Source organism: Streptomyces sp. SM10 (genome assembly GCF_002910915.1).
GTDB lineage: Bacteria > Actinomycetota > Actinomycetes > Streptomycetales > Streptomycetaceae > Streptomyces.
On the sequence record NZ_NEUF01000155.1, the window covers coordinates 1 to 25,672 of the forward strand.

Below are 25,672 nucleotides of genomic sequence, written 5' to 3' on the forward strand. Positions count from 1 at the left end.
AGTTCGTGTGAGTAGTGCCAGCCTTCGGTGTTGCGGTGCTCCTCGGCACGCTCCTGGTAGAGGTGGAGCACGCTCGGCTGCGAACCGTCCATAAGCGCCATGACGTCGGCCCATTCGTGCCGCAGCTCATCCGCCCGGAACAGGATGGTGTCGATCCCGCGTATCCGACGGAGGTCGTCACTGATCGGTCCCTCGACGTAGTCGGGGCCGTCGGCGGCGGCGCGGACCCCGGCCAGCACCTCGGGTCCGTGGTCGAGGAACACCTCGGCGTGCTTCCACGCTTCGGCGTCCCGCTTGACCTTCCCGTCCCCGTAGATCTTGTCGTCCAGCGGCCAGCCGTCCGCGTCGCAGAGGGAGTCCGAAACCGCGTCCCAGGCGTCGCACGCCTCGTTGATGCCGGCGGCGGCCGAGGCCAGTGCCGGGAGGTGCCGTCGCCACGCCAAAGGGTCGGTGGCCTGCGACGGCTGGTTGTCACCGGAGGAAGGAGTGGAAGAAGCAGACATGATCGATTCCCGTTGCTGTGCTGGTCGTTGGGCTAGGCGGCCATGCGGGCGTCTGTGTCGAACAGCTCCCGCTCGGCCGGGTGGAGGATGTGCTGGGTGATGAAGGAGCGGCCGGCGACCTTCCACAGACCTCGGCCCTTGGTCAGGGCGGACACCGCCTGGGTCTCGACGCCGGTCAGGCCGAGCAGAGATGCAGCGGCGGCGAGCTGGTCGGGCTCCTGGCGGTAGATGATGCGCGTGCTGCAGTCCGCGAGGAGCCCCTCGGCCAGGACTCGGCCGCGTGAGCCGGCGTCGCCCGCCGAGAGCAAGTCGCTGAGGCGGTGGATCACCATGAGGTTCGCGATGCCCAGCCCTCGGGAGAGCTTCCACTGGCTCTGCATCCGCTCCAGCAGCCCGACGTGCCGCATCAGCCGCCACGCCTCGTCGTAGATCACCCAGCGCCGACCGCCATCGGGATCACTGAGGGCCGACTCCATCCACGCGCTCGCGCACGTCATCGCGAGCACCAGTGCCGTGTCGTCACCGGAGCCGCCGAGACGGGAGAGGTCGATGGACAGCATCGGTGTGGTCGGGTCGAACGAAACGGTGCTCGGCGCGTCGAACATGCCGCTCAAGTCGCCGTGCACGAGACGTCGCAGGGCATGGGCGAGGTCCTGGGCGGCTGAACCGAGGTGCCCCGTCTGGTGGCCGAGGGCCTGGTCGAGGCGTTCGGGGGAGCCGAGTACGTGCGCGATCTCGCCGAGCAGCGGCACCGTGCCCCGGGCGGCGGCGTCAGCGACGACCAGATCCAGGGCCAGGTCGAGGGCGGTGTGCTCCATCGGCAGCAGGTCGCGCTTCAGCACGGTGCGGGCGAGGCTGGCCAGCAGCAGCAGACGGCGCTTGCGAACCTCCGTGAACCAGTCCTCCTCGCTCACGGAGGCGGGCCGGGCCGGGGCGTCCAGCGGATTCAACCGTCCAGGGAGCCCCGGGCCCAGGGCGATGCTGTAGCCGCCGAGGGCCTGCGAGACACCGGTCCACTCCCCCTTGGGATCGCAGGGGATGTAGATCCGGTAGCCATGGGCGATCGACCGAGTGGCGATCGACTTCGCCAACGCCGACTTCCCCATGCCGATGATCCCGGCCAGCACCGCGTTGGGGTTCGTGAAGCCCTCCACCCTGCCGCTGTTGTAGAGCGAGAACGGGTCGAAGCAGAAGGCCGCCTCCGCGTGCACATCGCGGCCGATGAACACCCCTTCGGCGCCCAGGCCGCCCTCGGCCACGAACGGGTACGCGCCGCTGGCTGTGGCGGTGGTCATCCGGTGGGCGGGCAGGGCGAGCTTGCCGCCGCGGGCGGAGGCCGGACCGGGGCGACCGGCGAGCGGGTAGGTGGGTCGCAGATCCGGGTCGAGGGTCTGCTCGGCGCGGTGCTTGGGCGGGTTTCCGGCGAGGCGTGCCTGGCGGCGGGCTTCGGTAAAACCGGCTCGGGCGGCCCGCTGTTCGGCGCGTGTCGTCTTACGGGGCACGAACAGAGGGGAGGCGCTGGCGCGGGTACGGGGCATGAGTGTTTCTCCAGGTGAGGGGTGGGTCAGCGGCGGACGAGGCCGGTGAACGGGGCGTGCAGGTCGGCCGGGGTGGTGCGCCGCCGCACGAGATGAGCGGTGCGCTGATGGCGCTGGCAGATGGTCAGTCCCGGTGCTCCCTCCGGAAGGCCGGCCTGGCACGCCTCTGGTGCGGGGATCTCGCCGGAGTCCGGCCGGGGCGCCGCGTGGTAGGCGGCGTGGAGGTGCTCGATTGAGGTCTCGCACAGCCAGTACGAGGCGGTCCTCGAAAGCGATCAGCGGTTCATGCTCGCGATCCCAGGCATGCTCTTTGCCGGGGCTGCATATGTCGTCTTTGCGGCAGGGGAGTTGCGCCGGGCGGATGCCGGGCTCAGAAGTTCGTAGCCGGTGCAGGTCTGACGATTCCAGGTTGTGACTGATCGTTTGTCGGGGCGCTGCCATCGGCTGTCGCGCTTGGAGGCCCGCCCCGCCAGCCACGGGGTCCTCGGCCACTGCAGGCCGCCCGGACCTCCGCTACCGCCAGCGGAAGGGTACGACTGTCGGAGGGCGGTTGCGGATGCAGACCAGAGTGTTTCGGCGGCCGATGTACGTGGGGTTTCCTGTAGCCGCGGCGATTACGTCCTACGTCTTTGCGGTTTTGATCGTAGGTCCGTGGGACGAGGAGCCGGCGGCGGCGTTCGCAGTCGCCGGAGCTTCGATCTTCTTCTGGGCGCTTGGATGGGACTCGGCCATCCGTAGCACTGCCAATCATGTGTCCTTCACGAACTTTCTCGTGACCGCAACCGTCGCCTGGACCGATGTCGACGAGGTGAATGTGCATGATGGGCTGACCATTATCTTGAGAGACGGGCGCGAGATGGGCTCGGTCGCCTTCGGTAGTTCGCTGCTGGGTTCCTTCACCGGCTACAGGACTCATCAACGGGCCTTTCGTCTGCTTCGAGAAGCCCAACTCCAAGCGTCCGGCGCGCAGGGTGGCAACAGGGGACAAGTCCGGCGGCACTGGTCGTTTGAATGGAGGCGGCTCCTCTGTGCCCTCGCAGTTGTCTACGGCCCACTCGCGGTGATCTTCGTCCTGTCGCGGTAAGCGGAAGTGCATGCCTGAACTTGCTGACGTGGGCATATATTGATGGAGCCCAGGGGTTACGTTCTTTCCTCCGGCCTGTGCTGGCGGGGAACGCTGGGAGCGGTGATCACGGGAATGCCGAGGTCGACGACGGCGTGGGGTGGGCGCCGGTCGAGTTGGGTGAGCTTCTGCTCTGCTCCGGCAAGGCTGACCTGCAGTCCTTCCATCTCGCCGAGCCATTTTTCGCGTTCGGCCTCGGCGATGCGGGCGAGGAGGTTGTCGCGGATCTCAACGAGGCGGTCACGCTGGGCGGGGTCGGGCCACAGCATCGGGCAGCGGACGCAGGCATGTTCGTGAATGCAGGGGGTGCCGAATGCGCGGCCGCATGCTCCGATGGAGACCTTGCGCCGCTCGAAGTGGCCGAGGAACTCTTGCCATTCCTCGTCGGTGGGAACGCGGTATTCCTCGCTCGGGCGGAGGGACCGGCGGCGGGCGAGGAAGGCCATGTGCGCCTGGATTGCCTCTTCGGGATAGACGGCCTTGTAGCCGAGAGTTACGTTGATGTCCTGGTGGCCTGCGATCACCTGGGCGATGTGCGGCGGCAGCCCGTTGAGGATGGCATCGGTGATGAAAAGCCGACGGAAATCGTGCGGGGTGTAGCGAAGCGGGGCACCCATAACTTCGGTCAGGCCCGCGTCGGTGAGGGCCTCGTCCAGCATGGTGCGAACGGTTTCATCGGTGAACGCGCAGTCCTCACCACGGATGCGTTGTTGGAACAGCAGCGGGGCCGACTCCTGCCACGCACATTCGCGGCGGTCGTAGGAGCGGACCAGGGGAACGGCGCCCGTGGCCTCCCGTGCTCGGCAGATGATCGCGCTCAGGACGTCGGCGAGCTCAGGGCTGACCAGCAGCAACCTCTCGGTATCCGTCTTGGACGGGACGATCTGCAGCAGGGGGACAAGTTCACCAGTGGTGGGCAACCGGTATTGGACCAGGCTGTGGTGGCTGAGTTCCAGCAGTTCCTCGATGCGGATGCCGGTGCCCCGCAGGACCTCGACTACGGCCCACGTCCAGAAGGCTCTCTCCTCCTCGAGTCCCAGATCGCGGCGCTTTCCGGTGGACGGGTTCTCGGCCCAGACCCTGCCGGCCGTTCCGTGCGGAACCACAGCGCGTTCGAGTTGCTGACCAGCAGCGGTGAACACCTCACCGGGCTCGGCATGCCGGGCGGCTTCCAGTACCGCGGCAGCGTCCTTGCGGCGCTGGTCGACCGTGCGGACGAGGATCGGCAGTACCGGCAGGCGCTCGCGGGTGCGGGCGTCCATTCTCGCCTTGCGCCGCCGTTGTACTTTGCGGTTTTCCAGCTCGTCAGTCCTTACCGGACTCGGTGCCACCCATGGGCCCCAGCGACCGGGATCTTCCAGTGCCCACTGGGCGATATCGAGGTAGAAGGCCCGCACCTGGGTGAGTGTGTCCCGGTGGTTGAGTCTCTCGACCTTCGTGCTGCTGCTTCGGCCGTCGGGTCCGGTAACGGTCCTGTCCTTGGTGCGAATCCTCTGCTTCCACTGCCCGATGACGTCCGGGGCGAGGCGGAGACCATCGGCGTCGGGGTGATGGTTCTCGATGTCCTGCCAGAAGCGTTTGCCCAGGTGATAGGAGAGGGACTTCAAGCTGTTGTAGTCCAGCGCGGGCTGACGTTCACGGAGATAGTCCACGAGCAGGTCACGGACGGGACGGCAGCGCAGTGCGTAGCGGTCGACCAGCTCCTCAGGGGCCCGCTGTCCCCGGTTGCGGACCTCGCGCAGGTTCTGCGGGGCACCCTCTCCCAGGGCTCCGAGCTGGTATAGCAGCCGGTAGAACACTTCGGTCCCCGCTGTCATCCGCTTGAGGACCGTGGCCTGGGCCTCGAAGAGCTCCAGGACGTCGCCGACGGTGATCCCGGTCAGTATGCCGCCCTTGGCCGCGAGGATGAGGGACCTGCGGCAGAGAGCCGCGCTGACTGCACCCGACCGTACGTCCTCGACCGACGCGCCCAGCTCCCGCAAACGCTCGAACCCAAGTGGGTCGCGGCTGCGGGCCATAGAGCGGACCAGAACCCCTCGGCGGCTGGCCCCCGCGGCCAGCCAGTCCACCGACGGCCGCAGAAGATCAGCACTGATTACTGTCGTCAGGGCGCGGCCCACCACCGGCATGCGCCAGGCCGCCTTGAGACCGTGCTCGTGCAGCCACTGCTTGATCACCGGCCGCCAGGCGGAGCCGGCTTGCTCGATGCCACTGGCCAGCCACCGCTCCTGCCAGGTCTGTCCCGGCTGGTCTTCCAGCCAGTCCAGCACCATGACGATGCCGTGCTTGTGGTGCACTTCGCTGCCGACATTTTCCAGCGCGAAGGGTGGACGGGACAAAAGCCGGGCCACCTCTGTGCGGGAACGCTCGGTACCCGGCCAGATGTCCGGAACGGCCCGGGCGGGGTAGCGCTGCTGGGCGGCCATGGAGCGTGTGAGTTGAGGCTCCGTTCCAGCGGCCGGTGTGCGGGAGCCGGAATGAGCCGATGAAGTGGTGGTCACCGGGCGCCAGCCCCGAACAGTACATCGAGGCTTTCCGGCCGGTAGTCGGCAGCTGGAGGCGGGGCAATGCGGGCGGCTGCCTGCCGTGTCTGCTCGGCGTGGTGGGCCAGCAGGCGCCGGATCACCACCTCCTTGCGGGGCGTGAGGTATAGCTGCGTTGTCGTTAATTGGACATGTCCGAGAACGAATTGGACATCGGTGAGAGGGAGGCTGGGGTCCTCGGCCATCCGATAGGCCGCGGTGTGCCGCAGTGCGTGCAGCGTCGCGGAAGTTCCTGCCTTGGCATTCGCCCGTTCAAACATGCGGTGAGCCGCGTGGTAGGTCAGCGGTCTGGACGGAGAGCGCAGGGTCCACCACAGCGGGAGACGCCGCCCGCGCGGAATCGCATCGTCCATCTCCAGCTGGTAGAGCCGCAGCCAGACGAATGCGTCGGTCGAGGCAGGCAGCTACTGGACCTCACCGGTGCCCTTGCGGACCACCGAGATCAGCTGGCGTCCCGGATCGGCTCCGGCCTGCCACGTGCTGAGTAGTTCGCTGGCCCGTGCACCGGTGGAGACGTAGAAGGCGACCAGGGCGCGGTCCCGGTGAGACGGAAGCCGGGCGAAGATCTCGTTGAACTGCTCGTCAGGGACACTGCGGGGTACTCGTTTGGGGACTCTCGGCCGGTAGAGCCCGGCGCGATCGTTACGGGCCGGTTCCATCGGATTGCTATGGGCGTGAGCCCGCCGGCCACGACGTGCTCGGTCCAGCGGGAACGGGTTGAGGACCGGGCCGGTGCCGATGTCGCGGTGGAAGTCGTAGAAGCTCCGCAGCACTGTCTCGCTGTGCGCTCGCACCGACGGGGCGTATGGCATTCCCCCTGCGGCCCACCGGCCCGCGTCGCTCGGGCGCCGCCAGTGCGGGCGCCTCGGCTGCCCAGCGACCTGAAGCCAGCGGGAGAAGTCCCTCGCCTCGATCCGGCTCGCCCGGTCCCACGGCACCTCGACAGCCCAGAGGAAGCGGAACCAGCGCAGCAGGTCCATCCCGTAGGAACGGGCAGTCGCTGCCGACCGGCCGGCTCCCTGAAGGTCCCGTAGGAAGGCGCGGGCTCCCTCGACCGGCTCCCCTGCGGGATCGATGAGCCGGTAGGGCTCCCACGGATCGGCCCTGGCCACCAGTTCCCCGACCAGGGGTACGGAGAGAGCAGAGAGGTCTCGAGGTACGTCCATGGCCAGCTCAACGACGTCAACGCCACAATGTCACTGACCTGCGGAATCTCCGCACGTAGTTCAGTCAACAGGTCGCGGTCCGAGCCCTTCTTGAACTCGATCACCACCGGGCTGCCGTTCTCATCGAGTCCAAGGGTGTCGATCCGCCCCCGGTGCCAAGGCCCGGTCGGATACTCCGAGGCCAGGAAACGGACGCCCAACATCTGCTCCAGGCCGGCCTCTACCCGCCGCTGCAGCTCCACCTCCAGCGCAACCGTCGAGCTGGCCAGCTCGACGTCCCGTCCGTCCGCGTCCCGCCGGAACATCATCAGCTCGGCCACCAGCGCCCCTCCCGCGATATCTGCAAGGAGGCCAATCGAACGAACGCCCTGGTTATTCCGCATGCGGGCAGTCCGAGGGCACGGCCGAGTGGATCCCTTCGTCAGCGCGGTTCCGACCGTTCGACAGGATTGGCCGATGCTGTGCACAGCGCGGCGACGAGGGGGAGCCCGGACAGGAGAAAGAGCGGTCCGTAGCCACCGAGGGGTACGGCGAGGGCTGCGCCTGCAAACGGCGCGAGAGCTGCGGCGATGGTCGCCGGTGCTGCGAGAAGTCCGGAGAGGCGTCCGTACTGGGCGGTGCCCCATCGATCGGTGATGGCGGTTGCCTGCAGGAGTGTGAGGTTGCCGCGGACCGCTCCGGCCAGCAGCGACACAGCGATCAGCATTGCGTACGGGCCGGGGACGGCGGCGAATGCGGCGGTGGTCAGTCCACCGAGGGCGATGAGGATCGTCGTGCGGGTCGTGACGGTGGTGCGCCGGGAGAGGGTGGCGTAGAGGGTGCGGCCGAGGGTCTGTCCGGCGCCGCCGATCCCGAGTGCCCAGGCGGCCTGGCTGGTGGTGTATCCGCGTTCCAGGAGGAGCGGTACGAGGGCGATGACGACGGCGTACATCGCGAAGCTCGAAAGGGTGAAGACAGCGGCGAGCAGCAGGAACGGTCGGCTGCGCCCGACCTCCCCAACGTCTGAAGCCTTGTGTACAGGGCGGGTTGGGGCTTCCGGCCAGGCTGCGCGCAAGGCCAGGGCGTGGGCGGGAATGGTGACGGCGGCGAGGATGACGGCGAGCACGAGATAGGTGTGGCGCCAGGACAGTTGGTCCGCGAGGGCTGCGGTCAGGGGTGCGAAGACGGTGGACGCGAGCCCGCCGGCAAGAGTGACAACTGTCAGTGCTCTGACGTGGTCCGGGCCCCACCAGCGGGTGAGGGCGGCGAAGGCGGGCTGGTAGAAGGTGGCCGCCATCGCGAGTCCGGCGAGCACCCAACCAGCGATGAAGACCAGGACGTTCGGGGCTGCGGCCACGATCAGCAGGCTGACCGCGCCGAACGCGGAGCCGACGGTCATGACGGTTCGAGGGCCGCGCCGGTCGAGGATGCGCCCGACGCCGATCCCGGCGAGGGCGGAGACAATGAGGCCGAGCGAGAATGCCGCGGTGGTCGTCTTGGCCGGCCAGCCGGTCGCGGCGGTGATCTGGGGGTTGAGGACAGGGAAGGCGTAGTAGACGCTGCCCCAGCTCACGATCTGTGTGACGCAGAGGGCCGGCAGGGCGGCGCGGGGCCGCGACCGGTCCCCTGTTCCGGTCGCGGGCCCGCGCGTGGGGGTGCCCAGGTCCGTCACGAGCCGCAGCAGCCACCCTTGGGAGCTTCCTCGGCAGCCGCTCCGATCGTGGCGGGAGCGCCGAGCTGGACAAGCTGCGGGGTGGGCGCGCAGCAGCCGCCGCCATCGGCCTCCTGAGTGTCGGGGGCGTCGAACAGGCCAGCGCCGCCGCAGACTCCGGTCTCGGGAAGCGTGAGTTCGACGCGGTCGGCGGACTCGATGTCGCCGGCGATCGCGGCAGCTACGGAGCGCACCTGCTCGTACCCGGTCATCGCGAGGAAGGTCGGGGCGCGGCCGTAGGACTTCATCCCGACCAGGTACACGCCCTGCTCCGGGTGGGAGAGCTCGCGGTGGCCGTGCGGGTAGACGGTGCCGCAGGAGTGCTGGTTGGGGTCGATCAGCGGAGCTAGCTCGACGGGTGCCTGGAGGCGTTCGTCGAGGCCCAGGCGCAGCTCGTCGAGGAACGACAAGGCGGGGCGGAAGCCGGTCAGGACGATGACCTCGTCGACCGGGTCCAGGCGGCGCCCGTCCTCACCGACCAGGACCAGGGTGCCGTCGGCGGCGCGCTCGAAGGCGTCGGTGCGGAAGTTGGTGACCGCGTCCGCGTGGCCCTCGTCGACGGCGGCCTTAGCCGCCAGGCCCAGGGCGCCACGCGCCGGGAGCTGGTCGGCTTCGCCGCCCCCGAAGGTGGAGCCCGAGATGCCCCGGCGCAGGATCCACACCCCCTTCGTGCCCGCGCCGTCGTCGGACTTGGCGAGGTCGGCGAGGTAGGCGAGCGCGGTGAAGGCGGAGGCGCCGGAGCCGATCACGGCGGTGCGCTTGCCCGCGTACCGGGCGCGCACCGCCGGGTCCTTCAGGTCCGGAACGCGGTAGGTGATCCGGTCTGCGGCGGCCTTCTCACCGAGGGCGTGCAGCCCGCTGCCTCCGGCCGGACTGGGCGTGGCCCAGGTGCCGGAAGCGTCGATGACGGTGCGGGCGAAGAGGCGCTCCTCGCGGCCGTCGGCGTGGGCGAGGTGCACGACGAAGGGCTGCTGCTCGCGGTCGGCGTCGACGATGCGGTCCCGGCCGGCGCGGGAAACGCCGGTGACGGTCGCACCGAGACGGACGCGGTCGCCGAGCACGTCGGCGAGCGGCTGCAGGTAGAGGTCGGCCCAGTCGCCGCCGGACGGGTAGGTGGCCGGGTCGGGCCGTGTCCAGCCGGTGGGGGCCAGGAGCTTCTCGGCGGCCGGGTCGACGACCTCGCCCCAGGTGGAGAACAGGCGCACGTGCGACCACTCGCGCACCGCGGCGCCAGCGCTGTGGCCGGCTTCCAGGACCAGGGGCTCGATGCCCTGGTCGAGCAGGTGGGCGGCGGCGGCCAGACCGGCGGGTCCGGCCCCGATCACGACGACGGGCAGCTCGGTGGTGACGGGCGCGTTCACGGCGACTCCTTACATGTTTCGACATCTGTCGATGGCTTGCGCGGCCCAGCATCGCACCTGTATTGATGAGCGTCAACATAGACATTCATCGAAACCAGGGGGATTCCTGATGGAGCGCATCGACGTCGCCGTGATCGGCGGCGGTCAGTCCGGACTCGCCGCCGCCCACACCTTGCTCCGCCATAAGCTGCAGCCGATGGTGCTGGAGGCATCCGGCGGTACGGCCGGGTCGTGGCCGCGCTACTACGACAGCCTCACGCTGTTCTCGCCCGCCCGGTACAGCTCCCTGCCCGGGATGCCGTTTCCCGGAGCTGACCGTGGCCGCTACCCGCACCGTGACGAAGTCGTCGCCTACCTCACCGCCTACGCCGACCGCCTGGACGCCGACATCCGCACCGGCCAGCGCGTCACCTCCGTACGCCGGGCCGGATCCGAATTCGAGCTGACCCTCGACGCTGGCGGCCGGCTCACGGCTCGCGCCGTCGTCGCGGCCTCTGGCACCTTCGGCCGACCGCACCGGCCAGCGCTGCCGGGCCTGGAGGAGTTCACCGGCCAGGTGCTGCCCGCCGCCGACTACCGCAGCCCGGTCCCCTTCACTGGCGGCCGGCTGGTGGTGGTCGGGGCCGGGAACTCTGCGGTGCAGATCGCTGCCGAGCTCGCCACCGCCGCCCGCGTCACGCTCGCCACCCGCGGACCGGTGAAATTCGCGGCACAGCGCATCCTCGGCCGAGACCTGCACTTCTGGACGGCCCGCACCGGCCTGGACATCGCGCCCCTCGGCCGGCTCCTGCCGCGTCCGCCGGCACAGCCGGTCCTCGACGACGGCCGCTACCGAGCTGCCCTGGCCGCCGGACAACCTGACCGGCGACCGCTGTTCACCGGCTCCGAGGGGAGCAAGCTCATCTGGCCGGACGGAGAGCGGGAGGAGGTCGACACGATCGTGCTCGCCACCGGCTACCGCCCCGACCTGTCCTACCTCACAGACCTCGGCGGCGCGCTGGATTTCGAAGGGAAGCCGCGGCACCGCGAGGGCCTGGCCACCAGCGTGCCGGGGCTGGCGTTCTTGGGGCTGGAGTGGCAGCGCAGCCTGTCGTCGAACTCGTTGCGCGGGGTGGGGCGGGATGCGGAGCGGATCGCCCGGCGCCTGGCTGCCTACCTCGCGCGCCGGTGACGAGTCTCGTCACGCTGGTTCGACGTGTGTCAACATAGACGTATGTCGAATGCGAAGGTGCTGCCGCTGCTTGAGCCCGCCGACGGTCAGGGCGTGGCGCCGTGCTGCCCGCCGCTGACCGAGCGCCCGATGACCGCGCAGGAGGCCGAGACGGCTTCGCGGATGTTCAAGGCGCTCGGAGACCCGGTACGGCTGCGGCTCTTCTCCGCCGTCGCCTCGCACGAGGGCGGCGAGGCGTGCGTGTGCGACATCTCCGACGTCGGCGTCTCCCAGCCCACGGTGTCCCATCACCTGAAGAAGCTGAAGGAGGCCGGGCTGCTCACCTCCGAGCGGCGCGGCACCTGGGTGTACTACCGGGTCGAGCCGTCGGTGCTCGCCGCGATGGGCAAGCTGCTGGCCATGCCGGCCGCCGCCTGACGACCGGACAGGACAGAGGGGGAAGCAGTGAGTGGGGCGCTGAGCATGGTGGTCGTGCCGCTGACGGCGAAGCACGCCGAGCAGGTGCTGGCCATCTACCAGGCGGGCATCGACGAGGGCAACGCCACCTTCGAGACCAGCCCACCCTCATGGGAGGCGTTCGACGCCGCGAAGCTGCCCGAGCACCGCTTTGCCGCTCTCGACGAGAGCGGACTGGTGCTGGGCTGGGTCGCCGCAAGCAAGGTCTCGGACCGGTCCGCGTACGCGGGCGTGGTCGAGCACTCCGTCTACGTCCACCCCTCCGCCCGCAGTCGTGGCGTCGCCTCCTCCTTGCTGAAGGCCCTGGTCGACTCCACGGAGCGGGCCGGGCTGTGGACCATCCAGTCCGGGATCTTCCCTGAAAATGCAGCCAGCCTCGCCGTTCACCAGCGGGCCGGCTTCCGGGTCATCGGCACCCGGGAGCGGATCGGATGCCATCACGGCATCTGGCGCGACGTCGTCCTCATCGAGCGCCGCAGCCCCGTCATCACCTGACCGTCAGAGGAACTGTGCGATCGCGCGGGCGGCGTCCCGGGCCGGGCGACCGACACCGATGAGAGTGGCGGAGGCCGGGCCGGTCCAGTCGCCGTAGCCGAGCAGATGCAGCCGCGGTTCGCCGAGCGCGCGGGTGCCGTCGGCGGGGATGTGTCCGCGCGCAGTGCGCAGGTTCAGCGGGGAGAGATGGGCGAGCGCCGGACGGAAGCCGGTGCACCAGATGACCGCGTCCACGCCCGTATGGCTGCCGTCCGCCCACTGGACGCCGTCGGCTGTGAGGCGGGCGAACATCGGCTTCGCGGCAAGGAGCCCTGCGTCGCGGGCGGCGCGAACGGGCGGCACGGCGACGATGTCGCCGAGCGAGGCGACCCCGCCGGTGTCGCTTCGGCCGGCTTCGAGGGCGCGGCGGCGGGCGGTGGCCACATCGAACAGGGCACGACCGTCGATGTCGTCGGCCAGGAACCGCGGCGGGCGCTGGGTCACCCACGTCACCTCGACCAGGCCGTCCAGGGAGAGGTCGGCGGCGATCTGGGCGCCGGAGTTCCCACCTCCGACCACGACGACCCGCTGCCCGGTGAAGTCGGCCGAACGTCGGTAGTTCACCGTGTGCAGCTGCCGACCGGCGAAGGCGCTGCGGCCGCGAACGGCGGGAAGGAAGGGACGCGACCAGGTCCCGGTCGCGCTGATAACCGCCCTGGCCCGCCAGGTGCCGGTGTCTGCCTCGACCAGGAGCGACTCGCCGTCCCGGCGTACGGCGTCCACGCGGGTGCCGTGCTGGGCCGCCGCGTCATAGCGTTTCTCGTAGTCGGCGAGGTAGTCCACCACGTGCCCGGCATCCGGGTAGAGCTCGCCCGCCTGGGCGGGCATGAGCCGCCCAGGCAGCGAGGAATGCTCGGCCGGGGAGAACAGGTGCAATGAGTCCCACATGTGCTGCCAGGACCCGCCCGGCGCCGGATCGGCGTCCAGGACGGTGAAGTCCAGCCCCTGGCGGCGCAGGTGGTAGCCGGCGGCGAGCCCAGCCTGGCCGCCCCCGACCACCACCACGTCGACCCGGTTCGTCACGGGGCCGTCGTCACCGCGTCGGCGGCGAACTTCTTTCGCCAGGCGAGGGCAACATAGACCAGGCCGATCAGCACCGGAACCTCGATGAGTGGCCCGACGACCCCGGACAGGGCCTGGCCGGAGGTGACGCCGAAGGTCGCGATGGCGACCGCGATGGCCAGCTCGAAGTTGTTGCCCGCCGCAGTGAACGCCAGCGTCGTGGTGCGGTCGTAGGCCAGGCCCAGGCCCTTGCCGAGGAGGAAGGAGCCGAAGAACATGATCGCGAAGTAGACCAGCAGCGGCAGCGCGATCCGCACGACATCCAGCGGCTGGGAGGTGATGGTCTTGCCCTGCAGGGCGAAGAGGATGACGATCGTGAACAGCAGCCCGTACAGCGCCCACGGGCCGATCTTGGGCAGGAACTTCGCCTCGTACTTCTCGCGGCCCATCTTCTGCTCGCCGATGCGGCGGGTGAGGAAGCCAGCCAGCAGCGGGATGCCGAGGAAGATGACGACGTTCAGCGCGATGTGCCAGACGGACACGTCCAGACCCTGGCCGTCGCCGAGGTTCATCCACCGTGGCAGCAGGTCAAGGTAGAACCAGCCCAGCAGGCCGAACGCTAGGACCTGGAACACCGAGTTCAGTGCGACGAGGACGGCTGCGGCCTCGCGGTCGCCGCACGCGAGGTCGTTCCAGATGATGACCATGGCGATGCACCGGGCGAGTCCGACGATGATCAAGCCGGTGCGGTACTCGGGCAGGTCCGGCAGGAAGATCCACGCCAGGGCAAACATGACGGCCGGGCCGACGATCCAGTTGATGACCAGCGAGGAGACCAGCAGCTTGCGGTCACTGGTCACGCGGTCCAGCCGGTCGTAGCGGACCTTGGCCAGGACCGGATACATCATGACCAGCAGGCCGAGCGCGATCGGCAGGGAGATCCCGCCGATCTCGATCTTCGCGAGCGCATCGTTCATCCCCGGGACCAGACGGCCCAGGCCCAGGCCCACGGCCATGGCCAGCAGGATCCACACCGCGAGGTAGCGGTCCAGGGTGGAGAGCTTCTTGACGATCGAGTCGTCCCCGGCCGGGCCGGCGCCCTGGCTGGGGGCAGTGGTGGGCTCGGTGGAGGTCACGGGCAGGCCCTCTTGTTCTCGGAAGCGGTGTGGGCGGAGTCGGCGAGCGCAGCGAACTGCTCGGAGAGCCCGGCCAGGACCTCGGGGCGCAGCTTGTAGTAGATGAACCGGCCGCAGGGCTCGGTGTCCACCACGCCGGCCTCGCGTAGGACCTTCATGTGGTTGGAGAGGTTGGTCTGCTTGGCGCCGGTCTCCTCGACCAGGTGCGTGGTGCACAGGGTCTCGCGGGCGAGCAGGGTCACGATCTTGAGCCTGAGCGGGTCGGCCAGAACCCGGATCAGATCAGTGTCGACTGACGTCATCATGGACTGATACTGTCACATCATTCGGCACTGACACCAGTCCGTACTGAACTTGTTGGGCCCGTCGAAGGGGTTCCCATGTCCGTATCACCACATCCCACCTGGCCCGACGAGCGGCTCAGCGCGGGGGCCGCTCGCCTCGCCTCCCGCCACCAAGAGCACTTCTCCGCGGAGACCGTGCAACAGCTGCTCGCGGACTCCTACCGGCTCCTCGCCGAGAACGCCCGGGTCCGTACCCACCTGGTGATGTTGGCCGAGCGCCTGACCGCGGAGCGCCTCGACGCCCTCGCCCACGCCCAGACGCCGGGGACCGGCGCCGCGGTGCGCGTGCTGTTCGTGTGCGGTCACAACGCCGGCCGCTCGCAGATGGCCGCCGCCCTTATGGCCCAGCGGGCGGGCGAGCGCGTGGTCGTCTCCTCCGCCGGGACCGACCCGGCCGCCGAGGTCGAGCCGCACGTCGCCCAGGCGCTCCTGGAGGCGGGCCTGTCCGACACGGACGCCTACCCCAAGCCCCTAACCAGTGAGGTCGTCGAGGCCGCCGACTACGTCATCACGATGGGCTGCGGCGACGCCTGCCCCGTGGTCCCCGGCCGGCACTACCTCAACTGGTCCGTCGCCGACCCCGACGGTGCCCCGATCGGCGTCGTACGCACCATCCTGGGCGACATCGACGCCCTCATCACCGACCTCCTGGCCGCCCTACCGGGCCCCTGATCGACGCTTCCGCCTCACCTGCTGATCCACTTCACCACTTCACAAAGGAACAACGATGTCCGACAAGCCCTCCGTCCTGTTCGTCTGCGTCCACAACGCCGGCCGCTCGCAGATGGCCGCCGCCTGGCTGACCCACCTGGCCGGAGACCGCGTCGAGGTCCGCTCCGCAGGCTCCAACCCCGGCACTGCCGTGAACCCGGCCGCCGTCGAGGCCATGGCCGAAGTCGGCATCGACATCTCCGCCGAGACCCCGAAGATCCTTACCGTCGACGCGGTCAAGGAGTCCGACGTCTGCATCACGATGGGCTGCGGCGACACCTGCCCCGTCTTTCCGGGCAAGCGCTACCTGGACTGGAAGCTCGAGGACCCGGCCGGCCAGGGCGTCGAGGCCGTGCGCCCGATCCGTGACGAGATCAAGACCCTCGTCGAGGGTCTGATCGCCGAGATCGCCCCGGAGAAGACGGCGTGAGCGAGATACGCGAGGTCGTCATCATCGGCTCCGGTCCGGCCGGATACACCGCGGCCCTCTACGCCGCCCGCGCTCAGATGAAGCCGCTGCTGTTCGGCAGCTCCATCTTCGTCGGCGGCTCGCTCACCACGACGACCGAGGTGGAGAACTTCCCGGGCTTCCCCGAAGGCGTCGACGGGCCGGTTCTGATGGAGAACATGCGGGCCCAGGCTGAGAAGTTCGGCGCCGAGATGATCGACGACGATATCGTCGAGGTGGACCTCACCGGCGACATCAAGCTCCTCACCGACTCCGCCGGCGCCGTCCACCGCGCGAGGACGGTGATCATCGCCACCGGCTCCGGCTACCGCAAACTCGGCCTCCCACGCGAGGACTCGCTGTCCGGTCGCGGGGTGTCCTGGTGCGCCACCTGCGACGGGTTCTTCTTCCGCGACCGCGACATCGTCGTGGTCGGCGGTGGCGACACCGCCATGGAGGAAGCCACCTTCCTCACCCGCTTCGCCCGCTCCGTCACCGTCGTCCACCGCCGCTCCACCCTGCGTGCCTCGAAGGTGATGCAGGATCGGGCCCTCTCCGACGACAAGATCTCCTTCGCGTTCGACAGCGAGATCGCCGAGATCAAGGAGACGAACGGCATGCTCGCAGGCGTCGTCCTGCGTGACGTCTTCACCGGAACCACCCGCGATCTGGACGTGACGGGGCTGTTCATCGCGATTGGCCACGACCCGCGCACCGAGCTGTTCGCCGACCAGCTCGACCTTGATGCCGAGGGCTACATCACTGTCGCCGCTCCGACGACGCGTACCAGCCTGCCCGGGGTGTTTGCCGCAGGCGATGTCGTCGACCACACCTACCGTCAGGCGATCACCGCCGCCGGTACCGGAGCCGCAGCAGCCCTGGACGCCGAGCGCTACCTTGCAGCCCTAACCGAAACCTCGCAGACTACGGAACCGGACAAGACACCCGTCGCAGCCTGAACACCGAGCCCCCAGGACTGATGACGCTCTTTGAGAATTCACCGATCCTCATCACAGCTTCAGGCCAGCGGCGTGTCTGCCGGATCGGCTGGTGGAAGGAGCCTCGGTGCGAACCATCCGGCCCCTGCGGGCATGGCTCGGGCAGCCTCGCTGCCACCACACGCCATCTTCTCCATGGAGACAGACGACACCCGAACCGCTTCCCGGGGGCCGCGCCCAAGCATCTACGGGCCGCCGCTGGCACACGTGCTGCGGACGCTGGTCGACAGGGACACCCGAGGTCCGGTGAAGATCGCCGTAGTGGCCGTGCTCACGCGCCGGCGGACAAGAGGGTCGGGGCGTCGGCGTACGCAGCGGCGAACTGGTCGATCTGCTGGTATCCGGTGCGCAGTAGGAAGGTGTTGAGGCGGCCGTGGGACTTGGCGCCGAGGATGAAGAAGTGGGGTTCGGGGTTGCGCAGGGCCTCGATCCCGGCGGACGGCTGGGTGAGGCAGTCTCCGCCCGCGGAGCCGAGGAGAGCGGCGGAGAGGTTCATGGGGGCACCGGTGGCGTAGCACTCGTGGACCTGCAACTGCCGGTAGAGGGAAGCGTCGCCGGCGTACCCGGTCAGCGCTACGACGTGGTCGCAGACGACCGTGCGAGGGCCCTCGTCGGTGGCGAGGATGGCGCGTACCCGGTCGCCGGCGGGGTGCAGGGCCCGGACGTGGGCACCGGTGTGGACGGTCATGCGGTCGTTGACACCGTCGGCGAAGGCCTGGGAGGTGTCGACGAGATGCTGACGGCCGGGCAGGGTGTCGTCGGGTACGGCGCCCCAGTCGGGTGTTGGTTTGCGCACCGCCCACTCGATGCGGGTGCCGGGCAGGGTGGCCAGGTCGCGGGCTGCGGTCTGCGCGGATTTTCCGGCGCCGACGAGCAGGACGGTTCCGGCCCAGCGGTTGGGGTCTTCGGTGTCCGGGAGGGTATGGGTGATGTGGTCGGCGAGGGCGCGTTCGCCGGGGGCGGGGATGCCGCCGGGGCCGAGGGTGTTGGGGTGGGAGTAGGTGCCGGTGCAGTCCAGGACGAGGTCGGCCTCGGCGGTGGCCTCGCCGCCGGGGGTGTCGAGCAGGAGGGTGAAGGGAGCGGCGGCGCGGGTGTCGGTGCCGATCTCTTCATGTTTGAGGAGGCCGGTGCGGGCGATGGCTGCGACGCGGGTGCTGTAGCGAATGCGGCCTTCGAAAGCGGGGAGCGAGGCGACCGGGCCGAGAAGCTGGGTGGCCAGGTCGGTGCCCGTGGGGCAGTCGTCGCCGGTCGGGGCGGACGGCAGGTGGGCCCGCATCCTGCGGGAGACGTTGAGGTCCCATGGGGTGAAGAGCCGGACATGGCCCCAGGCCCGCACGTGTGCGGCGGTGGTGTCCGCGGCTTCGTAGACGGTGAACGGCCATCCGGCGTCGGCGCAGGCAAGTGCTGCGTCGAGACCGACGGGTCCGGCGCCGAGGATCGCGACGTGTTGCTGCATGGTGGACTTCCTTCCGGAGAGGTCAGATGGCGCAGTGGACGGGGCGGGGCAGGGTGCCGTCGGTGAGGCGGGCGGTGAAGAACCGTTCAGTAACGAGCTGTTGGCCCGTGGTGAGGGGGGTGTCGGCGGGTGCGAGGTACAGGTCAGGGCTGGTGGCGAGGTCGGCTCCAGCCGGGTGCCAGTGCAAGCCGTCCGCGGTGACGGTCAGCTCCGGAATGCTGGAGTCCTCGCCGATCTCCACCCCGGTCTCGGCGAAGCCGCGGCGCAGCAGGGGGCGTACGGCGAAGTGGTCGTCCGGCAGGCCGAGTCCGGCCAGCAGGTCGGCGACCGCGGGGACCTCGTGCGTGTTTTCCGGGGTCTCGGTGAGGGCGACGCGCGGGGGCAGGCCGAGGCCGATCAGGTGGCGGATGCCGTCGAGCGTGCGCTGCCAGGAGCCGGGGCCGCGGTGCAGGTCGTGGGTCTCGGCGGTGGCGCCGTCCAGGGAGGTCTGGACGGTGAGCTTGCGGTCGGCCAGGTCCGCGAGGCCGTCGGCGCGGCGGCCTCGCAGCAGCATCGCGTTGGTCATCACGACGGTGGGCAGCTCGGCGGAGGCGTAGTCGAGGAGGCTGACGATGTCAGGGTGCAGGAAGGGCTCACCGCCGGTGAGGTACAGCTCGGTGAACCCGGCCTGCGCGGCTTCGTCGACCAGGGCGCGGAAGGTATCGGTGAGCAGGGTGCGGGCGAGTGCTTTCGGGGAGGAGGCGACCGCGCAGTAGTCGCAGGCCAGGTTGCAGTGGAAGTTGGTGTAGATCCACAGCCGGGAGGGGAAGTAGGGGGTGCCGAACAGCGGGACCACCGGCCGGTCGCCCTGAAGGGCCTGGGGCGTGGTCTCTCCCCAGCCGTCGTTCGCGGGGCGGAAGCCGGAGGGCAGGGTGGAGCGGTAGAGGTGGTACCGGCCCCGGGAGCGCTCGCGCGGCGGCAGGATCTCCAGGCAGGTGGTCCACCAGCCGGTCTCTACGGTCTCCGCGAAGATCTCAGGCAGCCCCGCGGCGCGCATCGAGGCGGCTTGCGCCTGCCAGTCGTACGCGAGGGGGATCAGCTCGGCGGTGACGTGCCCGTCGGAGAGGTCGAGGATCGCGTACCAGACCTCGCGGCGGCCGTCGTTGGCGGGTTTGCCGAGCACGCCGACATTGACGGCGAGGGTGTCGCCGATGCGCCGCTGCCAGGGCAGGCCGCTGTGGGTGCACAGGACGACGTCGGCGCCGGACGCCTCGGTGCGCAGGCGGTGCTGCTCCTCGGGCAGTGACTCCCACCAGAAGTCGTTCAGCGTCAGCGTGGAGCCGTGGACCATGTGGACGTCGACGCCGTCGATGGTTTCCCGGCGTTCGGTGGGCAGGGTGCCCATCCAGGCGGCGAAGTCGCGGTGGGTGTTGGCGAGGGTGTGGTCGTAGATGAGTTGGGCGTACTCGTTGTCCTTCGGGTCGCGGTAGCCGCAGCCGCAGTCGGTGTCGCCACGGGCGATGGCCACGTCGTAGTTTCCGGCGACGCACTCGACGGTGTTGTCGGTGAGGATGGGCCACAGGGCATCGACGTCGGCGCCGAAGCCGCCGAGGTCGCCCAGGCAGAACAGCCGTTCCGCGCCCCGGGCGCGGGCGTCGTCGACGAATGCCTGGAGGGCGTAGGGGTTTCCGTAGGGCCCTCCGCAGACTGCGATGCGCATGAGGTCGGTCTCCAAGGAGTCGTAGAGGTCGTAAGGGAGTCGTGCCGAGGAGAGGGAGGTTCAGGGACGGCTGGTGCGTGGCATGGCCGGGTTTCTCTTCGGGAAGAGGCGGGGGCCGGCGGCGTAGCGGGCGCGGATGGCTTCGGGGTCGACGCCGGCGAAGTACAGCAGTTTCAGGTACTGCATGAAGGCGATCATGCGCCAGGTTCCGTGGGCGGTCAGGCGGCGTGAGGAGGCCGTCGAGGTGGTGGGCAGCAAGCACAGCGGGCCGCGGCGGTGCAGGCGCCGTGACATCTCCAGGTCCTCCATGATGGCCAGGTCGGGGAAGCCTCCGAGTTCGTCGAAGACGGTGCGGCGGATGAACATGGCCTGATCGCCGAAGATGTGGTGGAGACGGCGGGCGCGGGCGTTGGACGTCCACGCGAGGTAGTTCAGGGCGGGTGACCTGCGGTCGAAGCGAAGGGTGAGGCCGCCTCCGACCACGGCTGGGTCGGTGAGTGCGGCCCGGATCTGGTCCAGCGCGCCGGGGTCGATGTCGGTGTCGGCGTGGACGAACCACAGGATGTCGCCGGACGCGTGCCGGGCGCCCTCGTTCATCTGCCGGGCCCGTCCTCGCTCACTGGTGATCACGGTGGCGTGGGCGGCGGCGAGTTCGGCGGTGGCGTCGGTGGAGCCGCCGTCCACGACGATCAGCTCGCAGTCGGGGAAGTCGCGGCACAGGCGGCTCACCGCGCTGTGGATCGCGGCCTCCTCGTTCAGTACCGGGACGATGATCGACACCTGTGTCATGTCGCCTCCACGGGCTGGATCAGAGCGGCGATCGGCGCGGGCAGCACCGGATCGGCGAGGAGGGCGGTTGCGTCCTCGGGGGTGTCCAGGTCCCGCAGTGGGCACAGCAGCTCCACGCTCAGCCCTTCGCGCCGGGCGACGCCGAGGGTCGCCGTCAGTACCCGGTCCGTGCTCCAGGCATCCGATCCGAGGCCGAAGAGTGAGGTGTGGGGGGCGCGCAGGCCGATCAGGTAGTAGCCGCCGTCGAGCGCGGGGCCCAGCACCACGTCGTGGCTTTCCAGGGGGTCGAAGGCGGCGGTCAGGTGGTCGCCGGTGAGGGTCGGCGCGTCGGTGCCGATGACCAGTAGCGGGCCCGCGCCGTCGGCGAAGGCGTCGGTGACGGCGGCAGCCAGGCGTTGTCCGAGGTCTTCGCCGCGCTGGAGGAGCAAGCGGACGCCGGCGGGTGCTGCGGTGCCGATGGTGTCCCCGCCGTCGGCCGGGGCGTAGGCGAGGTAGGTCCGCGGAGTGTGGACGGTGGTCAGTTCCATGGTGTGGCGGATGAGTCCGGCCTGGAGTTCGGCGCAGCGCCGCGGTCCCAGCAGGGGATGCAGCCGGGTCTTGACCGTGCCGGGCCGGGGAGCCTTGGCCATGACCAGGATCGCGGGTGTGCCCCGGTGGGCTGTGGCGCTCACGTGTCGAACCGGTAGACGAAACCCGCCGCGCTCACGCTGCCCAGGGATGGCAGCGCGTGCCCGGCCAGCGTGGTGAAGACCTCCTTGCTCGCCGCCATGCGGTTGAGCAACGCCTGCACCGGTTCCGGTTCTGCGGCGACGCCGTTGGCGTAGTCGGTGACGAAACCGACCAGCGCCATGGGCAGTTCGGCTTCTCCGGCCAGGACGACCTCCGGGCCTGCCGTCTGGCTGACGGCACTGACTCCGGCGGCGGCCAGGGTGGCCACCTCCGGGCGTGAGTTGAACCGGGGGCCGTCGACGTGTCCGTACACGCCCTGTGTGGCGACGGGCACTCCGGTCTGCTCGGCGGCGGTGATCAGGGCTTGGCGCAGTGGTTCACTGAAGGGCCGGTCGAAGATCCAGTGGCCGCGTCCGGCCTCGCCGGGGGTGTCGTACCAGGTGCAGGGGGTGCCGTCGGGGAGCCGGTTGGCGGGGAAGTACAGGTCGTCGAAGACCACCAGGGAGCCCGGCCGCATGTCCGGGTCGAGGGAGCCGCAGACGGTGAAGGACACCACGGCCTCCGCTTCGACGGCCAGCAGAGCGGCGAGGTTCGCCTTGTGGTCGACCTGGGTGGAGAGGCGGTGGTGGCCGGTGCCGTGCCGGGACAGCTGCACGATCTCCGCGTCCCCGAGGCGGCCCTCGGTGACGGTGACCTCGCCGTGTTCGGTGACGACGGTCCGCTCGGCCGCCCCCTCCATGTGGGGCCAGTCGTAGCTGCCGGAGCCGGTGATGACACCTATGCGCATGGAGTGCTTCTCCTTCGGTTCCTTCGGTTACATGTCGGACGCGCCGGGCGAGCGGCGGGCCGAGGTGCGGACCTCGACGATCGGCAGCAGGGTGCGCAGAGCCGCGTTCTCCGCCGGGTCTAGCACGGCATGCTGCACGCAGGCGGGGACGAGCGTGCCGTCCTCGGGGTGGGCCATGGCGTAGTGGCAGGCGGCCAGCCGCTCCTGGGTCTCGCGCAGCCGGGGCTCTGCGGCCTGCTCGCCGCGCTGCATCATCTCCCAGGCCGGGGCGACGACGTCGGCGTCCATGAACTGGTGCATGACGAAGGTGACCGGACGCACCCGCATCCGGTGGCGGACCAGTCGCAGCAGCCCGACGCGGCGGGCGGTACGGCCCAGCCAGCGAAGACCTGTCACCGCGGTGGACGGATGGCGGGCCGCCACCCGCACGATCCTTGCCGCGAGGAGGGCGGGCGGGGTGCCGGTGAAGGTCATCTTCCCGAAGTAGCGGAAGAACGCGTCGCGGACGGCGAGGTCGCGCGGGTCGTCGCCGTCGAGGAGCGGATACCAGCGGTGGCCGACGTAGAAGCCGTAGGCGGTGCGGTTGCAGCGCACGTCGCCGTTCTCGAGGACGCGGTAGTCCAGGCGGGTTCCGGCGCCGCGCTCGATCTCCGCCCATACCGCGTCCGGGGTCGCCTCGCGGAACTTCTCCTTCCAGCGGCGGTCGTCGCCGAGGAAGGCGGCGGGCTGGAAGGAGAACATGCCGTAGCCCATGGCGTGGCAGTCGCGGATCACTTCGGCGATCTCGTCGAGGTTGCCGGGGGTGACGGTCATGTTGTGGGCGAGGAAGAACCGCACTCCGTGCTCGCGCCGCAGGCGGCGGAACATGGCGGCGAATCGGGCGCGGTAGGGGTTGAGCGACTGCTCGTTGGGCGGGCGTTCGATGCCGCGTCGGCCGTACATGAACTTGTCGAAGTGCGCGGCGAAGGACAGTCGCCCGAGGCGCTGTGTGCCGTCCGGTCCGAGTGCGAGGCGGGTGAGGTAGTCGTAGTCGAAGTCGCCGTGGGTGAAGCTCATCGGTTCCCGGCCGTGGTCCCGCATGATGGCGAGGGCGGCGGCGTGGTCGTCGGGGGTGAGCAGGCTGACCTCGCCGCCGATGAGCTGGGTGTGGGCGCGTGGGCCGCGCAGTTCGCGCAGCAGGCGCATCTGGGCGGTGATCTGTTCGTGGGTGTGGGGGCCGTCGACGCGGACCTGGTTGGCGTCTCTGGAGTGGTAGCAGGGGGTGCACTTGAGGTTGCACTTGGGGAAGACGCCGTGGGTGCCCTCGCAGCCGACGCCGTGCCGGCCGAGGATCTGGCCGGGGGTCCGGGCCGCGTCGGGGAGCTCCGTCCAGCGACGCTCCATCGCCGCGGCGAACTCGGTGTCGTAGGGGCGGGTGGCACGTTCGAGGGCGCGCAGTGTCGCGGTGATCCGCATCAGTGGTTCTCCTGCGGGGTTCGAGCTGTACGAGCTGTGGCGGGCAAGGATGTGTGCCGGGCCCGGCGCAGGCCGCGCCACAGCAGCCCGGCGTACAGCAGCATCAGGGCGTCCTCAACGAGGACGTACCAGCGCAGCGGCTGGGGGAGGTAGGTGCCGAAGCAGCCGCAGTTGTCGAGAACGAGTCCCCGGGCGAACGCCTGAGAGGCCAGGACCGCCCACACCACCGCCACGCCGGTGTACAGCCAGACGGGCGTGGTGGCGCGGGAGCGGGGCCGGGCAAGGAACCAAACAGCCGTTACGGCTTCGGTGCTGATCAACGCCACGGCCAGGGCGGCCGAGGCCGCACCGGATGTCAGGCCGTAGGCAGTCAGGATGGCGGGCATCGCGTCGAACGAAGCGGCCTGGCCTAGCGCCATCGCCGCGAGCAGCAGGCCCAGGACGAGACGAAGGATCACCGGATCATCCCTCTGCGGAGTTTCAGCAGCGCACCGATCGCGCTGCTGCCCCGGGCCAGACGGGCGTAGACGTCGGCCAGCGCGGTGTGCCAGGGCCCGTCGGCGTAGGTGGGATAGGGGTGCACGGTGCGGGCGTAGTCGGAGGGCGCCCAGCCCAGGCGCACCGCCGCCGCGAGATGGGCGATGGTCTCGCCGGCCCTCGGTGACACGACTGTGGCTCCGACGATCTTGCCGCGCGGGCCCAGCACCAGGGTGGTGAAGCCTTCGGTGCGGCCGTCGGCGACCGCCCGGTCGACCCGGTCGTTGTCCAAGGTGTGGACGCGCGCGTTGTCGCCGTATTTCTCCCGCGCCTCGTCCGCGGTAAGTCCGACGCGGGCGATCTCGGGATCGGTGTACGTCACCCAGGGCACCGCCCGGTAGTCGATGGGGCGGCGCACGCCCAGCAGAGCGTCTACGGCGGCTGCTCCGCCCTGCGTGCCGCCAAGATGGGTGAAGGCCGAGAGGCCGGTCACGTCTCCGGCGGCGTAGATCCGGTGGTTGGTGGTGCGCAGCCGTCCGTCGGTGCGGATATGACCGGCGTCGGTGAGTTCCACGCCGGCCGCCTCCAATCCGAGCCCGTGGGTGTTGGAACGGCGCCCTGTGACGGCCAGCAGGGCGTCGTAGAGGAGAGGACCACCGGGCCCGTGAACGGCGTCGGCATCGACTCTCTCGGCGCGGTAGTCGGTCAGTACGGTGACGCCCTCGGCCTCCAGCCGCTCCCGCAGCACCTGCGAGGCCCGGGGCTCCTCGCGCGGTACCAGGCGGTCCATCGCCTCCACGAGAGTGACCTGCGAGCCGAGCCGGGCGAACGCCTGGCCCAGCTCGCAGCCGATGGGGCCGCCACCGAGCAGCACCAGGCGGCGCGGGAGTTCGGACAGCTCCCAGACCGTGTCGCTGGTCAGCGGCTGGGCCTCCTTCAGGCCGGGGACCGGTACCAGGGCCGGCGAGGAGCCCGTGGCGATCAGGGCGTACCGGAAGGAGACCACCCGCTCGCCCGCGGTCAGGGTGCCCGGGCCGGTGAAGGACGCTGCCCCGTGCACCACGTGGACCCCGTACGGGGCGAGCGCGTCGGCCGAGTCGTGGGGTTCGATCGCGCCGATCGCCCGCTTCACCTCCGCCATGGCCGCCGCAAGGTCGGCCGGGCCGGACACCGGCGGGAGCCCGTAGGCAGCGGCGCGGCGGGCCGCCTGGACATCGGCGGCGACATGCAGCAGTGCCTTGCTCGGCACGCATCCTGTCCACAGGCAGTCCCCGCCCAGGCGGTCGCGTTCGACAAGCAGCGTGCGGGCGCCGAGGCGTCCGGCGGTGCGGGCCGTGGTCAGACCGGCGCTGCCGCCGCCGATGACCACCAGGTCGTACCTCTTCATGGTGCGGGACTCTCTGTCGGTGCGCCGTCGTGGGACGGTCGGCGCGCGGGCGTGGGACGTGAAGGGAACCCGTTGACACAGTCGGGGCCTTCCCTTTCTCGCCCCCACGATCACGGTCACGATGGCCTCCCGCTTCATCCACGCGTCTGCGGCGTGTCCGAAACGGAATGCGTGACCAGCCCGGCAGGGTTCCCGAGGGGCAAGCACAGGGGGCGCGAGCCGCCTCCAT

General features: G+C 70.0%; 25 protein-coding genes and 1 pseudogene. 7 read left to right on the plus strand and 19 right to left on the minus strand.

Going from position 1 to position 25,672, the window contains the following annotated elements:
- The 3 genes and pseudogenes from B9S57_RS24725 to B9S57_RS34960 all read right to left on the minus strand — a co-directional run.
- A partial coding sequence (locus B9S57_RS24725) for a hypothetical protein (RefSeq protein ID WP_258036412.1) occupies positions 1-503 on the minus strand: 503 nt, incomplete at its 3' end.
- Positions 504-535: 32 nt separating this feature from the next.
- Positions 536-2,041 (minus strand): ATP-binding protein, encoded by a 1,506-nt coding sequence (locus B9S57_RS24730; RefSeq protein WP_181011370.1) that lies wholly within the window; start codon positions 2,039-2,041, stop codon positions 536-538.
- A 26-nt stretch (positions 2,042-2,067) separates the two neighbouring features.
- Positions 2,068-2,271, minus strand: a pseudogene (locus tag B9S57_RS34960) (DUF6238 family protein); the annotation flags it as partial.
- 326 nt (positions 2,272-2,597) lie between these two features.
- Between B9S57_RS34960 and B9S57_RS24740 the strand changes: the two are divergent.
- Positions 2,598-3,125, plus strand: coding sequence for a hypothetical protein (locus B9S57_RS24740; protein ID WP_103517806.1), 528 nt, complete (start codon positions 2,598-2,600; stop codon positions 3,123-3,125).
- Positions 3,126-3,181: 56 nt separating this feature from the next.
- On the opposite strand, the gene B9S57_RS24745 is transcribed toward B9S57_RS24740, so the two are convergent.
- The 5 genes from B9S57_RS24745 to B9S57_RS24765 form a co-directional block, all read right to left on the minus strand.
- Entirely contained in the window at positions 3,182-5,590 is a 2,409-nt protein-coding gene (locus B9S57_RS24745) for a site-specific integrase (RefSeq protein ID WP_103517807.1), read from the minus strand.
- Positions 5,591-5,661: 71 nt separating this feature from the next.
- Positions 5,662-6,060: a site-specific integrase gene (locus B9S57_RS35760; RefSeq protein ID WP_258036542.1), complete on the minus strand. Its 399-nt coding sequence runs from the start codon at positions 6,058-6,060 to the stop codon at positions 5,662-5,664.
- Between the two features lie 51 nt (positions 6,061-6,111).
- Complete coding sequence (locus tag B9S57_RS35765; protein ID WP_258036544.1) at positions 6,112-6,873, minus strand: site-specific integrase; 762 nt, start codon at positions 6,871-6,873, stop codon at positions 6,112-6,114.
- 421 nt (positions 6,874-7,294) lie between these two features.
- Positions 7,295-8,524, minus strand: a complete 1,230-nt coding sequence (locus tag B9S57_RS24760) for an MFS transporter (protein ID WP_103517808.1) — start codon at positions 8,522-8,524, stop codon at positions 7,295-7,297.
- The gene (locus B9S57_RS24765; RefSeq protein WP_103517809.1) at positions 8,521-9,924 is read right to left on the minus strand and encodes an NAD(P)-binding domain-containing protein; all 1,404 of its coding nucleotides are present in this window, start codon (positions 9,922-9,924) and stop codon (positions 8,521-8,523) included. The genes B9S57_RS24760 and B9S57_RS24765 overlap by 4 nt, the downstream gene beginning before the upstream one ends.
- A gap of 109 nt (positions 9,925-10,033) precedes the next feature.
- Here B9S57_RS24765 and B9S57_RS24770 point away from each other — a divergent pair, with 109 nt between their 5' ends.
- From B9S57_RS24770 to B9S57_RS24780, 3 genes are read left to right on the plus strand one after another with little or no spacing between them, the layout of a single operon-like run.
- Entirely contained in the window at positions 10,034-11,095 is a 1,062-nt protein-coding gene (locus B9S57_RS24770; protein WP_103517810.1) for an NAD(P)/FAD-dependent oxidoreductase, read from the plus strand.
- Positions 11,096-11,137: 42 nt separating this feature from the next.
- Complete coding sequence (locus B9S57_RS24775) at positions 11,138-11,512, plus strand: helix-turn-helix transcriptional regulator (RefSeq protein WP_103517811.1); 375 nt, start codon at positions 11,138-11,140, stop codon at positions 11,510-11,512.
- 45 nt (positions 11,513-11,557) lie between these two features.
- Positions 11,558-12,046 carry a GNAT family N-acetyltransferase gene (locus tag B9S57_RS24780; protein ID WP_103517812.1) on the plus strand — a complete coding sequence of 163 codons (489 nt, stop codon included), beginning with the start codon at positions 11,558-11,560 and terminating at the stop codon, positions 12,044-12,046.
- Positions 12,047-12,049: 3 nt separating this feature from the next.
- Here B9S57_RS24780 and B9S57_RS24785 read toward each other — a convergent pair whose 3' ends face one another.
- Genes B9S57_RS24785 through B9S57_RS24795 form a run of 3 tightly spaced genes read right to left on the minus strand, consistent with a single transcriptional unit; the run spans position 12,050 to position 14,528 of the window.
- Positions 12,050-13,108 (minus strand): ArsO family NAD(P)H-dependent flavin-containing monooxygenase, encoded by a 1,059-nt coding sequence (locus B9S57_RS24785; protein ID WP_103517813.1) that lies wholly within the window; start codon positions 13,106-13,108, stop codon positions 12,050-12,052.
- Positions 13,105-14,223, minus strand: a complete 1,119-nt coding sequence (arsB, locus tag B9S57_RS24790) for an ACR3 family arsenite efflux transporter (protein ID WP_103517814.1) — start codon at positions 14,221-14,223, stop codon at positions 13,105-13,107. Before arsB ends, B9S57_RS24785 begins: the two co-directional genes overlap by 4 nt.
- Positions 14,220-14,528: a helix-turn-helix transcriptional regulator gene (locus B9S57_RS24795; RefSeq protein ID WP_103517815.1), complete on the minus strand. Its 309-nt coding sequence runs from the start codon at positions 14,526-14,528 to the stop codon at positions 14,220-14,222. Before B9S57_RS24795 ends, arsB begins: the two co-directional genes overlap by 4 nt.
- Positions 14,529-14,603: 75 nt before the next feature.
- Between B9S57_RS24795 and B9S57_RS24800 the strand changes: the two genes are divergently transcribed.
- From B9S57_RS24800 to trxB, 3 genes are read left to right on the plus strand one after another with little or no spacing between them, the layout of a single operon-like run.
- On the plus strand, positions 14,604-15,239 hold the full coding sequence (locus B9S57_RS24800; protein ID WP_103517816.1) for a low molecular weight phosphatase family protein: 636 nt from the start codon (positions 14,604-14,606) through the stop codon (positions 15,237-15,239).
- Positions 15,240-15,294: 55 nt separating this feature from the next.
- The gene (locus B9S57_RS24805) at positions 15,295-15,708 is read left to right on the plus strand and encodes an arsenate reductase ArsC (RefSeq protein ID WP_103517817.1); all 414 of its coding nucleotides are present in this window, start codon (positions 15,295-15,297) and stop codon (positions 15,706-15,708) included.
- Positions 15,705-16,685, plus strand: a complete 981-nt coding sequence (trxB, locus tag B9S57_RS24810; RefSeq protein ID WP_103517818.1) for a thioredoxin-disulfide reductase — start codon at positions 15,705-15,707, stop codon at positions 16,683-16,685. The genes B9S57_RS24805 and trxB overlap by 4 nt, the downstream gene beginning before the upstream one ends.
- Before the next feature lie 310 nt (positions 16,686-16,995).
- Here trxB and B9S57_RS24815 read toward each other — a convergent pair whose 3' ends face one another.
- The 8 genes from B9S57_RS24815 to B9S57_RS24850 are packed head-to-tail and all read right to left on the minus strand — an operon-like array spanning position 16,996 to position 25,443.
- Positions 16,996-18,180, minus strand: coding sequence for an NAD(P)-binding domain-containing protein (locus B9S57_RS24815; RefSeq protein WP_103517819.1), 1,185 nt, complete (start codon positions 18,178-18,180; stop codon positions 16,996-16,998).
- Between the two features lie 22 nt (positions 18,181-18,202).
- On the minus strand, positions 18,203-19,879 hold the full coding sequence (locus B9S57_RS24820) for a radical SAM protein (protein ID WP_146057805.1): 1,677 nt from the start codon (positions 19,877-19,879) through the stop codon (positions 18,203-18,205).
- 60 nt (positions 19,880-19,939) lie between these two features.
- Entirely contained in the window at positions 19,940-20,668 is a 729-nt protein-coding gene (locus B9S57_RS24825; RefSeq protein ID WP_103517821.1) for a TIGR04283 family arsenosugar biosynthesis glycosyltransferase, read from the minus strand.
- Positions 20,665-21,339 (minus strand): TIGR04282 family arsenosugar biosynthesis glycosyltransferase, encoded by a 675-nt coding sequence (locus tag B9S57_RS24830; RefSeq protein WP_181011454.1) that lies wholly within the window; start codon positions 21,337-21,339, stop codon positions 20,665-20,667. The genes B9S57_RS24825 and B9S57_RS24830 overlap by 4 nt, the downstream gene beginning before the upstream one ends.
- Positions 21,336-22,124, minus strand: coding sequence for an MTAP family purine nucleoside phosphorylase (locus tag B9S57_RS24835; protein ID WP_103517822.1), 789 nt, complete (start codon positions 22,122-22,124; stop codon positions 21,336-21,338). The genes B9S57_RS24830 and B9S57_RS24835 overlap by 4 nt, the downstream gene beginning before the upstream one ends.
- A gap of 27 nt (positions 22,125-22,151) precedes the next feature.
- Positions 22,152-23,579: a radical SAM domain-containing protein gene (locus tag B9S57_RS24840; protein WP_103517823.1), complete on the minus strand. Its 1,428-nt coding sequence runs from the start codon at positions 23,577-23,579 to the stop codon at positions 22,152-22,154.
- On the minus strand, positions 23,579-24,037 hold the full coding sequence (locus B9S57_RS24845) for a MauE/DoxX family redox-associated membrane protein (RefSeq protein WP_103517824.1): 459 nt from the start codon (positions 24,035-24,037) through the stop codon (positions 23,579-23,581). Before B9S57_RS24845 ends, B9S57_RS24840 begins: the two co-directional genes overlap by 1 nt.
- Positions 24,034-25,443: an NAD(P)/FAD-dependent oxidoreductase gene (locus tag B9S57_RS24850; RefSeq protein WP_181011455.1), complete on the minus strand. Its 1,410-nt coding sequence runs from the start codon at positions 25,441-25,443 to the stop codon at positions 24,034-24,036. The genes B9S57_RS24845 and B9S57_RS24850 overlap by 4 nt, the downstream gene beginning before the upstream one ends.
- Between the last annotated feature and the right edge of the window lie 229 nt (positions 25,444-25,672).

Coding starts and splice junctions, on each gene's coding strand:
- B9S57_RS24730 (WP_181011370.1), bottom strand. CDS start 2,041: ATGCCCCGTACCCGCGCCAGCGCCTCCCCTCTGTTCGTGCCCCGTAAG.
- B9S57_RS24740 (WP_103517806.1), top strand. CDS start 2,598: ATGCAGACCAGAGTGTTTCGGCGGCCGATGTACGTGGGGTTTCCTGTA.
- B9S57_RS24745 (WP_103517807.1), bottom strand. CDS start 5,590: ATGGCCGCCCAGCAGCGCTACCCCGCCCGGGCCGTTCCGGACATCTGG.
- B9S57_RS35760 (WP_258036542.1), bottom strand. CDS start 6,060: ATGGACGATGCGATTCCGCGCGGGCGGCGTCTCCCGCTGTGGTGGACC.
- B9S57_RS35765 (WP_258036544.1), bottom strand. CDS start 6,873: ATGGACGTACCTCGAGACCTCTCTGCTCTCTCCGTACCCCTGGTCGGG.
- B9S57_RS24770 (WP_103517810.1), top strand. CDS start 10,034: ATGGAGCGCATCGACGTCGCCGTGATCGGCGGCGGTCAGTCCGGACTC.
- B9S57_RS24775 (WP_103517811.1), top strand. CDS start 11,138: ATGTCGAATGCGAAGGTGCTGCCGCTGCTTGAGCCCGCCGACGGTCAG.
- B9S57_RS24780 (WP_103517812.1), top strand. CDS start 11,558: ATGGTGGTCGTGCCGCTGACGGCGAAGCACGCCGAGCAGGTGCTGGCC.
- B9S57_RS24795 (WP_103517815.1), bottom strand. CDS start 14,528: ATGATGACGTCAGTCGACACTGATCTGATCCGGGTTCTGGCCGACCCG.
- B9S57_RS24800 (WP_103517816.1), top strand. CDS start 14,604: ATGTCCGTATCACCACATCCCACCTGGCCCGACGAGCGGCTCAGCGCG.
- B9S57_RS24805 (WP_103517817.1), top strand. CDS start 15,295: ATGTCCGACAAGCCCTCCGTCCTGTTCGTCTGCGTCCACAACGCCGGC.
- B9S57_RS24815 (WP_103517819.1), bottom strand. CDS start 18,180: ATGCAGCAACACGTCGCGATCCTCGGCGCCGGACCCGTCGGTCTCGAC.
- B9S57_RS24820 (WP_146057805.1), bottom strand. CDS start 19,879: ATGCGCATCGCAGTCTGCGGAGGGCCCTACGGAAACCCCTACGCCCTC.
- B9S57_RS24825 (WP_103517821.1), bottom strand. CDS start 20,668: ATGACACAGGTGTCGATCATCGTCCCGGTACTGAACGAGGAGGCCGCG.
- B9S57_RS24835 (WP_103517822.1), bottom strand. CDS start 22,124: ATGCGCATAGGTGTCATCACCGGCTCCGGCAGCTACGACTGGCCCCAC.
- B9S57_RS24840 (WP_103517823.1), bottom strand. CDS start 23,579: ATGCGGATCACCGCGACACTGCGCGCCCTCGAACGTGCCACCCGCCCC.
- B9S57_RS24850 (WP_181011455.1), bottom strand. CDS start 25,443: ATGAAGAGGTACGACCTGGTGGTCATCGGCGGCGGCAGCGCCGGTCTG.